The organism is Phenylobacterium sp. (assembly GCF_036402295.1).
Classification (GTDB): Bacteria; Pseudomonadota; Alphaproteobacteria; order Caulobacterales; family Caulobacteraceae; genus Phenylobacterium.
The window spans coordinates 1-9,226 of sequence record NZ_DASWTE010000344.1 but is presented as its reverse complement, the minus strand read 5'-3'; the positions used below and the strand labels follow the sequence as shown (position 1 = coordinate 9,226).

Here is a 9,226-nt window from a genome sequence, read left to right as displayed (position 1 = left end):
GGACGCCTTCACCGTGGGGACGGGCCAGTGGCCCGCCCTCGAGTTCGACTACTACGGCTTCCCCGAGCACACCTATCGGCTCGACTTCGCGCCGCCCGGCTCCCCCGGCCTGGCGCGGCGGGTCCGCAAGCTCCTCGACGCGGCGGGCTTCGCCACGGCCGAGGACGCCGAGCACGGCTGGGACCACGGCGTGTTCGTGCCGCTGAAGCTGGTGACGCCGGACGCGGACATCCCCGTGGTTCAGCTGTCGCTGCGGGCCGATCTCGACCCCGAGGCCCACCTAGCCGCCGGCCGGGCGCTCCGGCCTCTGCGCGACGAAGGGGTGATGATCGTGGGCTCGGGCATGAGCTGGCATAACATGCGCGGCTTCTCGCCCGCGTTCACCGAGCGGTCGGCCGCCTTCGACGGTTGGCTGGAAAGCGCGGTGACCGATCCCGCCGGCCGTGACGCCGCCCTCGCCCACTGGGACGCCGCCCCGCACGCTCGCGAGGCCCACCCGCGCGAGGAACACCTTCTGCCCCTGATGGTGGCCGCCGGCGCCGCCTCGGGCGAACCGGCCGTCGTCGCCTTCCGCGACACGGTCATGGACGTCGTCGTCTCGGCTGTGGAATTCGGCCGGGCGATCTAGAGCTCCAGCGAGAGGGACCGGAGGCCCTTGCTCTCCCCCAACGGCGCCCACACACCCGCCGTCCCGAGGGCCTCCGGATCTCGCCCTGAACTCAAGCCGCCGCCGTATCCCCGGGGGCGGTTTCGCTACTGACGGCCGCCTGCAGCGCCTCGAACAACCGGCCGGCTTCGATCGGCTTGCCGACGAAGGCGTCCATACCGGACTGCAGGTACTCGGCGATCTGGTGGCTCATGGCGTTGGCGGTGAGCGCCACGATGGGCGTGCGGGCCCGGCCCTGGGCGCGCTCGCGGGTGCGGATCAGCGCCGTGGCGGTCGGCCCGTCCATCACCGGCATCTGGACGTCCATCAGGATCACGTCCCAGGCCTCGCGCTCCCACGCCTCCACCGCCTGGCGGCCGTCGGAGACGATCTCGGGCTCGACACCTACCTGGGCCAGCAGGGTCTTCAGGACCAGCTGGTTCATCGCGTTGTCCTCGGCGGCCAGCACCCGTAGCGGCCGCTCTCCGGCCGCCATGGCCTTGGCTCTCGCCCGCTTCGATGCGCCCCTCGGCTTCGGCGCCGCGCGCGCCACCTTCTCCAGCGGCAGCGCCACGGTGAAGGTCGAGCCCATTCCCGGCGCGCTGGTGGCGGTGATCTCGCCGCCCATCAACTCGGCCAGCTCGCGGCAGATGGCCAGCCCCAGGCCCGTGCCGCCGAACTTCCGCGTGGTCGAAGCGTCGGCCTGCTCGAACTTGCGGAAGAGGCCGGCCAGCTGCGGCGCGGTCATGCCGATACCGGAGTCGAAGACAGTGAGCGACAGCCGCCCCTTCTCGCGTCCGATCCGCACCTTCACCCCGCCCCGCTCGGTGAACTTCAGCGCGTTGGAGACCAGGTTCCAGAGGATCTGGCGCACGCGCACCTGGTCGCCCTCGTAGACCCCCTGCGCCGCGCGATCGACGGAGAGCTCGAAGGCGAGCCCCTTGGCGTCGGCGATGGCCTGGAACGTCGCCTGCACGGCCTTGGCGAGATCGCCCACCTCGAACGGGGCCATCTCGAGGGCCAGCTTGCCGGCCTCGATCTTCGACAGGTCCAGCACGTCGTTCAGGATGGCCAGCAGGCTCTCGCCCGACTGGTGGATTACCTCGATCTGCTCGCGCTGGGCCGCGCCCAGCGTGGGATCGGCGGCCAGCGCCTGGGCCATCCCAAGCACACCGTTCAGGGGCGTGCGGATCTCGTGGCTCATGGTGGCGAGGAAGGCGCTCTTGGCGCGATTGGCGTCCTCCGCCTCCTCCTTGGCCTGCACCAGCGCCGCCTCCGAACGCTTGTCGGCGGTGATGTTGCGCATCGCGCCGACGAGCCGGACGGCCACGCCCTCGTCGTCGCGGATCAGCTTGGCGGCCCCGGCGGCCCAGACCTCCCGGCCGTCTTCGCGCACGACGCGGAACTCGGGCTGGCGGGCCGGTCCGTCTTCCCCGCGGCTGACCCACGCGGACATCATGGTCTCACGGTCGCGCGGATCGATGCTCGCCCAGAGGTCGTCGGCCAGGTCCGTATAGGTGCGCGGCCGGTCGAAGAACGTGTCCTCGGCGCCCACCTTGAAGAGTTCGCGGCGGACGTAGTCCACCTCGAACACATGCAGTTCGGCCAGCTCCAGGGCCAACCGCATGCGCTCCTCCGACCGCTCGCTGCGCTCCAGGGACTCGACGATCTGCGTGATCTCGTAGGAGGTGACGATCAGACCGCCCACCTCGCCGCCGGCGTCATACCAGGGGGCGAGCTGCACCCGCACCCACTCGGTCCCACCGCACACGCTTGGGACCTGCAGCCGCTCGACGGCGTGCGTATGGCCTACCATGCAGTAGGCCATCCCCGCGCGCCACTGCTCGAACATGTCGGGCCGCAGCTCGAACAGCGTCTTGCCGACGACCTCGACGCCCTCCAGCCCGCGCGCCTTGATCCAGGGCGGGCTCGCGTAGAGCAGCCGATAGTCCCGGTCGGTCAGCACCATCGAGACCGGCATCGCGTCGACGATGGCCGACATGGTGCGCTCGTAGGTGGCCTTGGCCTGGGCGGCGGTCACCCGCGTCCATTCGTCGGCGGCGAAATCGGCCAGGTCCTGCAGCCGACGGGCCAGGCCAGCGTCGTAGGCCCGCGGCTCGGAGCTCGCCACCCACAGCACGCCGGGGTTCGTGCCGTCGGGCAGCCGGATCGGGGCGCCCGCGTAGAAGCGCACGCCCTCCGGTCGAAGCACCTCGGCCTCGTTGCAGAACCGCGGATCGGCGCGGGCGTCCTCCACCCAGATGCCGTCGCCGGTTTCCATGACCACGCGCACGCCGGAGGCGCGGCTGACCGTCTTGATCATGCCGTCGCGGCTGCGCCAGTAACCGTCGTCGGTCTTCAGGGTGATCTGGGCCATGACCTTGCCGAAGAGGGACTTGGCAAGGCGGGTCGCGCGGTCGAAGACCGGCCTGGAATGCTCCAGTCCTGCCGGCATCGCGCCAGCGTCGCGTTGGATGTCCCGCGCCATCGCCCTTTTCCTGGTCCGCGGCTTCGCGCGGGCCCCCGGGGAAAAGGCTTAGCCAGCTAGGGGTTAAGTCCCGATTTAAAGCGTGGCCGCGCGCCGCGAGACCAGGCTGTGCAGGACGATTCCGCTGGTGGTCGCGACGTTCAGGGAGTCGAAGCCGCCGGCCATCGCGATGCGCACGGTCCGCACCCGGTCGAGCAGGTCCAGCGGCAGGCCCGGGCCTTCGGCGCCGAACAGCGCCGCGGTCCTGGGCGCGGCGGTCAGTTCATGCAGTTCAGCGTCGCCGCGCGGCGAGAGCGCGATGACCTCGAAGCCGTTCGTCTGCAGCAGCGTCACCATCGCCGCCGCGTCGCCCGCCCGGGCGAACGGTGTGGTCAGGGCCGCCCCCACGCTGACCCGGATCGCCTTGCGGTACAGGGGATCGCAACAGGTCTCGTCCAGCAGCACCGCCCCAACGCCGAAGGCCGCGGCGTTGCGGAGAATGCCGCCCATGTTGTCGTGGTTGGCGACGCCCACCAGGCCCACCACCAGCACCTGCGCCGACATCGAGGCCAGCAGCGCCGCGGCGTCGCGTTCAGGCCGCCGGCCCACGGCGAGCACGCCCCGATGGATCGGGAACCCCACCACCGCGTCCATCGCCGCCTGCCCGGCGGCGTAGACGGGCGTCGCCGCGGGCAGCCCCGCCAGCACGTCGGCCAGGCTATCCAGGCGGTGCGCAGCCACGAGCACCGAGTCCAGCGCCTCGGGCATCGCCCGGATCGCCTTTTCGAGCACGACACGCCCCTCGGCGACGAACAACCCGTCGCGCCCAACCAGGTCGCGCTCGCGCACGGCGCGGTAGGGCTCCAGCCGCGGGTCGTCCGGATCGTCGATGCGGACGATCAAGCGCCTACCAGATCTTCACGCGGTCGGTCGGCGCCAGGTAGAGCTTCTGGCCCTCCTTCACCCCGAACGCCGCATACCAGGGGTCCTGGTTGCGCACAGTCAGCGCCCGCCATTGTCCCGGCGAGTGGACGTTGGTGACCACCTGGCGCCGCAGCGCCGCCTCGCGCCACTTGCTTCGATAGTTCTGCGCCCACCCGAAGTAGAAGCGCTGGTCGCCCGTGAAGCCGCCGATCACCGGCGCCGGTTGGCCCCGCAGCGACAGGTGGTAGGCGTCGTAGGCCGTGGCGAGACCGGCCACGTCGGCGATGTTCTCGCCCAGCACCTGCTGGCCGTTGAAGTGCAGGCCGGGGAGCGGCTCATAGGCGCTGTACTGGTCGGCCAGTTTCTTGGTCTCGGCCTTGAAGCGGGCCAGGTCCTGCGGCGCCCACCAGTTCCTCAGATTGCCGTTCTCGTCGAACTGGGCGCCCAGGTCGTCGAAGCCGTGGCTGACCTCGTGGCCCATCACCCCACCGATGGCGCCGTAGTTCACCGCCGCGTCGGCGTTCGGGTCGAAGAACGTCGGCTCCAGGATCGCCGCCGGGAAGATGATCGAGTTCTGGCTGGGCGCGAACAGCGCGTTCACCGTCTGGGGCGACATGAACCACTCGCCGCGGTCCACCGGCTTCCCCAGCTTGGCGACGTTGCGGCGGAACTCGAAGAGGCTCGCACGCCGCCAGTTGCCATAGGCGTCGCCGCGGACGATCTCCAGGCGGGAATAGTCCCGCCAGGTGTCCGGATAGCCCACATAGACGCGGAAGTTGCCTAGCTTGCGCTTGGCCCGCGCCTTGGTCTCGGGCGTCATCCACTCCAGCTTGTCGATCCGCTGGTCGAAGGCCTTCAGCACATTGCCGGCCATCTCCGACGCCTGAGCCTTGGCCTGCGGCGAGAAGTGGCGCTCGACGTAGAGCTTGCCGATGGCTTCGCCGAGCGCGGCCGAGGTGTTGTCGACGCCCCGCTTCCACCGCTCACGCTGCTGCGGCGTCCCGGAGAGCGCCGTGCCGTTGAACGCGAAATGCTCGTCGACAAAGGCCTTGGAGAGGAACGGCGCGCCGCGCTCCACCGCGTGGAAAGCCAGATAGTCGCGCCAGGCCGGGAGCGGCTGGCCGCCCGCCAGCTTCGACATGCCGGCGATAGCGCCTGCCTGCCAGGCGCCGAAGCGCGGCTGATCGGCCAGGCCCGCCGCCGTCAGGAAGGCGTCCCAATCGAGGCCGGGCGCCTTCTTAGAAAGTTCCGCGCGGGTCCAGACGGTGTTGGACTTCGTCACGTCCGAGCTTTCGTCGACGGTCGCGTGTGTCTTCGCGATCGCGGTCTCCAGCGCCATCACCCGCTTCGCGGCGCCTTGCGGATCGGCATGGCCGGCCAGCGTCAGCATGGCGGCGATGTGCGCCAGGTACTTGCCCCGCAGCTCCACGAACCGCGGCGACTGGCCCAGGTAGAACTCGCGGTCCGGCATGCCCAGGCCGCCCTGCATCAGGTAGGGCCGGTACTTCGTCGTGTCGTCCAGGTCTTCCGCCACCCACAGACCGAAGGGCCGCTCGGTGTAGAAGTTCGTCGCGTTCAGCGCGTCGGTGTCGGCGCGGATGCTGGCGCCCAGCACGCGCGACAGGTCCTTGCGCGTCTTGATCGCGGCGATTTCGTCCAGCTCGGGCTTCAGCGGCGACGCGCCCAGCTGCTCGACCTTCGCCTCGTCCATGAAGCTCGCGAAGTAGTCGCCGATCTTGCGCGCCTCGGACCCGGCCGGCGCGTCGGTCTTGGCCATGTCCTCGATGATCGCCCGGGTGCGCGCGGCCGCCTTCTCGGCGATGACGGCGAAAGCCGTCAGGTTGGAGCGGTCGGCGGGGATCTCCGTGCGGTCCACCCACTTGCCGACGGCGTAGCGGAAGAAGTCGTCGCCAGGCGCGACCGAGGTGTCCATGCCCGAGACGTCGAAGCCGAACTCGCCCACCTGGGCCTTGGGCTTCGGCGGCTGCGGCTGCGGCGGGGCTTCCGCCACCGGGGGCGGCGGCGGCGGCGTGGTCGCGCAGGCTGAGACCAGGACCGCCGCGGCGGCCGCGGCGAACAGGGACGGGCGAAGCATCATCGGTGACAGGAACTCCCAGCGGCGCAGCATTCGCGCGCACGAATTTGCCCGCTTCATACACCCGCGGCGCAACAACGCGAGCTTGGCCGCGGCTAGCGGTCCTCGGCCTTGTCGCGGACGCGCACGATCAGCGACTGGCTGGCCGTGGCCATCAGTTCGCCGTCCTGGGCGAACAGCGACATGGCCCCGTGCGCGAAGCCGCCGTGCACGCCCGAGATGCGGATGTCGCACAGCACCCAATCGGTCGGCACGACGCGGCGGATCCGGAGCGTATTGTCCAGGCTGTTGCCGCCGGCGTTCTTGCCCAGCGCGTTGCCGACGCCCTGCGGCACGAAGTCGGCCAGCACCGCCAGCATGCTGGCGTCGATCTCAAAGCCTTCCCGGGGCCGCGCCCAGAGCTGGGTCCGCCCGTCAGTCTCGGGGTTGCCGACCCGGTCGGGCCCGCGCTTGCCCTTCACCATGCGCACCTCGATGCGGCTATGCAGGCCCTCGTGCGACGCGCGCCAGTGTTCGGCGGGTTCGCAGTCCTGCGGCGGCGGCGCGTCGGGGCGTTCGGCCCACTGGCCGCTGAGCTCGCTCGGCCGCGCGCCCAGCGCCGCGCTGACCGAGATGATCTCCTTGTCGTCGATGTGCACCTTGGCGTTGGCCTGGGTGTTGTACTTGCCCTCGACGGGCGTCCAGACGTCGATGTCCACCACCGATGGCGGGCGCGCATAGCCCAGATATTGCGCCGTGGCGCAAATCAGCGGCCGCCCGGTCGTCCGCTCCAGGGCCGCCACCGCCGAGGCCATGCCGACGCCGCCGAACATGAACTCATTGCCGGGCGGCCCCACGCAGATCGACGGATCGACCGGCAAGTACCAGCGGTGCGGGTTGTGGGTGGGGCGCAGGTCGAAGAAGAGCTTGTCCATCGCGCTCCCCAAAAGCGCGGCTTGGCGCGCCGCGCAAGTCCGCCCGCACACGTGTCGTGCGACGATATGCAACGTTCGCGCGAAGTCGAAAACACCTGCCTAACCACGCGCGTTAAGCCTGAAGTGAGCCCTTGGGTTTACGCTGTTCACCACGATGAGCGTCCAGCCCATTTCCCTTCCGGCCATCGTGCCCCTGCGGCGGCCGTATTATCTTCCGCTCGCCCTGCTTCTGGGCGCAGCGGTGCTTGCCCTATCGTTGGCGCCGTTCACCGACGGCTTCTTCCCGCGCCTCCTGCTCTTCTACGCCGGCACCAGCCTGGCCTACGGCCTGATGCCGTTCGTGCGCCGCGGCGACGTGCCCCTGGTGGCGGCCTGGGTGGTGCTGCTGGCCGAGCTGTCGCCCTGCATCGCCGGCGAGCTGATGTCGCCCGAGAAGGTCGCCGCTGACGCCCTGGGCGTGCTGATGGCCGCCGCGCCCATCTACGTCGCGCGCCTGCGCCAGGTCCTGCAGGGCGATACCCGCCCCACCGGCCGTCGCGCCTCGGAGATCAAGCGCGTCTAGCTCCGCGTAAACGTCGGTTCCCGCCGCTCGCGGAAGGCCGCGATCGCCGCCTTGTGGTCGTTCGACCGGCGCAGCACGCGAAGCTCCTCGCCCCAGATCTTCCCCGACTCCTCCGGCGACAGATCCAGCGCCCGGTGCGCGGTGCGCTTGGTCGCCTCCACCGACAGCGGCGCCCGCGTGGCGATCCGTTCGGCGATGGCGATAGCCGCCCCGCGCAGCGCGTCCGGCGCGTGCAGCCCGGTCACCAGCCCGTAGCGCTCGGCGGTCTCGGCGTCATGCGGCAGGCCGGTCAGCAGCATCGATTTCGCCCGCGACTCCCCGATCAGCCGCGGCAGCCGGTAGGTCGACGCCATCAGCCCCACGTTCACGCCCGCACAGACGAACTTCGCCTCGGTCGAGGCTAGCCGGATGTCGCAGCACAGCGCCAGCTCGAAACCGCCGCCCACGCACCAGCCGTTTACCGCCGCCACCACCGGCACGCGGCTCTGCTCCAGCCGATCCAGCAGCCGGCCGAACCCGGCCAGGTCCTCGCCCTTGCCGCTCACGTTCTTCAGGTCGTCGCCCGAGCAGAACGCCCGCCCGCGCCCGGTGACGATCAGGCAGCGCAGCGCGTCGTTGGTCTCCACCTGGTCCAGCGCCGCCATGAAGGTCTCGCGCATCTCCACGCCCAGCGGGTTCATGGGTGGATTGTCGATCTCCAGCAGCATCACCGCCGGGCTGATCGTCTCGACGTGCACCGTGCCGCTCACGCGGTCGCCTCCTTGCGCTCGCTGGCCGCAGCGCCGCTGGCCAGCAGCGCTGCGATCTCCGCCGCCGAATAGCCCGCCTCGGCCAGCACTTCGCCCGTATGCTGGCCCACCTCGGCCGGCCCGTGGGCCACCGTCACCGGCGTGCGGCTCATCTTGATCGGCGTCCGCACGAACCTGCGCCCATCCGCCTCGGCCATCAGCCCCCGCGCCGTCACCTGCGGGTCGTCCCAGGCCTGGGCTATGTCGTTCAACGGGCCGGCCGGCACGCCGACGGCCTCCAGCTTCGCCATCCAGTTCGCCGTCGTGTCGCGCGTCAGGATCGCCTCGATCTTATCCTGCAGCTCGTCGCGATGGCGCACGCGGCGGTTTGGCCGTCCGAACCGCTCGTCGTCGTTCAGTTCGGGCGCGCCCAGGGCCTCCAGGAACCGCAACCACAGGCGCTGGTTGTTCACGCCCACCACCATGAAGCCGTCGCCGGTCTTCATGGCTTGGTACGGCGCCGTCAGCCGGTGGCGCGTGCCCATCGGCTTCGCCACCTCACCGGTGGTCAGGTACAGGCCCGTCTCCCAGACCGTGTAGGCCAGCGCCGACTCCAGGAGCGAGCTCTCCACGTGCTGCCCCTCACCCGTGCGCTCGCGGCTCTGCAGCGCCGCCAGCACGGCCACAGCGGCGAACATGCCGGCGTTCAGGTCGCAGAGCGGCACGCCGGCCGCCACCGGCCGCTCGGCTCCCTGCTCGCCGGTGAAGCTCATGATCCCGCTCATGGCCTGGGCGATCAGGTCGAAGCCGCCGCGGTCGCGGTAGGGCCCGTCCAGGCCGAAGCCCGAGACTGAACAGTAGACCAGCCGTGGATTGATCGCCGACAGCTG

At 70.6% G+C, this 9,226-nt stretch carries 8 protein-coding genes; 2 read left to right on the top strand and 6 right to left on the bottom strand.

The genetic code is table 11. The annotated features are described in order from the left end of the window. A partial coding sequence (locus VGD44_RS20280; protein WP_331090194.1) for a class III extradiol ring-cleavage dioxygenase occupies positions 1-628 on the top strand: 628 nt, incomplete at its 5' end. Between the two features lie 91 nt (positions 629-719). On the opposite strand, the gene VGD44_RS20275 is transcribed toward VGD44_RS20280, so the two are convergent. The 4 genes from VGD44_RS20275 to VGD44_RS20260 form a co-directional block, all read right to left on the bottom strand. Then, positions 720-3,134 carry an ATP-binding protein gene (locus tag VGD44_RS20275; RefSeq protein ID WP_331090193.1) on the bottom strand — a complete coding sequence of 805 codons (2,415 nt, stop codon included), beginning with the start codon at positions 3,132-3,134 and terminating at the stop codon, positions 720-722. Positions 3,135-3,209: 75 nt separating this feature from the next. Continuing rightward, on the bottom strand, positions 3,210-4,016 hold the full coding sequence (locus VGD44_RS20270; RefSeq protein WP_331090192.1) for an RNA methyltransferase: 807 nt from the start codon (positions 4,014-4,016) through the stop codon (positions 3,210-3,212). A 4-nt stretch (positions 4,017-4,020) separates the two neighbouring features. After that, on the bottom strand, positions 4,021-6,165 hold the full coding sequence (locus tag VGD44_RS20265) for a M13 family metallopeptidase (RefSeq protein WP_331090191.1): 2,145 nt from the start codon (positions 6,163-6,165) through the stop codon (positions 4,021-4,023). 62 nt (positions 6,166-6,227) lie between these two features. After that, positions 6,228-7,046, bottom strand: coding sequence for an acyl-CoA thioesterase (locus VGD44_RS20260; RefSeq protein WP_331090190.1), 819 nt, complete (start codon positions 7,044-7,046; stop codon positions 6,228-6,230). Positions 7,047-7,200: 154 nt separating this feature from the next. Here VGD44_RS20260 and VGD44_RS20255 point away from each other — a divergent pair, with 154 nt between their 5' ends. Further along, complete coding sequence (locus tag VGD44_RS20255; protein WP_331090189.1) at positions 7,201-7,608, top strand: hypothetical protein; 408 nt, start codon at positions 7,201-7,203, stop codon at positions 7,606-7,608. On the opposite strand, the gene VGD44_RS20250 is transcribed toward VGD44_RS20255, so the two are convergent. Beyond that, positions 7,605-8,357, bottom strand: a complete 753-nt coding sequence (locus tag VGD44_RS20250) for an enoyl-CoA hydratase/isomerase family protein (protein WP_331090188.1) — start codon at positions 8,355-8,357, stop codon at positions 7,605-7,607. The two genes, VGD44_RS20255 and VGD44_RS20250, sit on opposite strands and share 4 nt — an antisense overlap. After that, positions 8,354-9,226 (bottom strand): CaiB/BaiF CoA-transferase family protein (locus VGD44_RS20245; protein ID WP_331090187.1); only part of this gene is annotated, 873 nt, incomplete at its 5' end. The genes VGD44_RS20250 and VGD44_RS20245, both read right to left, overlap by 4 nt.

Bases quoted from the DNA above. Each gene is read 5' to 3' on its own strand.
- VGD44_RS20255 (WP_331090189.1), top strand. From the start codon at position 7,201: ATGAGCGTCCAGCCCATTTCCCTTCCGGCCATCGTGCCCCTGCGGCGG.
- VGD44_RS20275 (WP_331090193.1), bottom strand. From the start codon at position 3,134: ATGGCGCGGGACATCCAACGCGACGCTGGCGCGATGCCGGCAGGACTG.
- VGD44_RS20265 (WP_331090191.1), bottom strand. From the start codon at position 6,165: ATGCTGCGCCGCTGGGAGTTCCTGTCACCGATGATGCTTCGCCCGTCC.
- VGD44_RS20260 (WP_331090190.1), bottom strand. From the start codon at position 7,046: ATGGACAAGCTCTTCTTCGACCTGCGCCCCACCCACAACCCGCACCGC.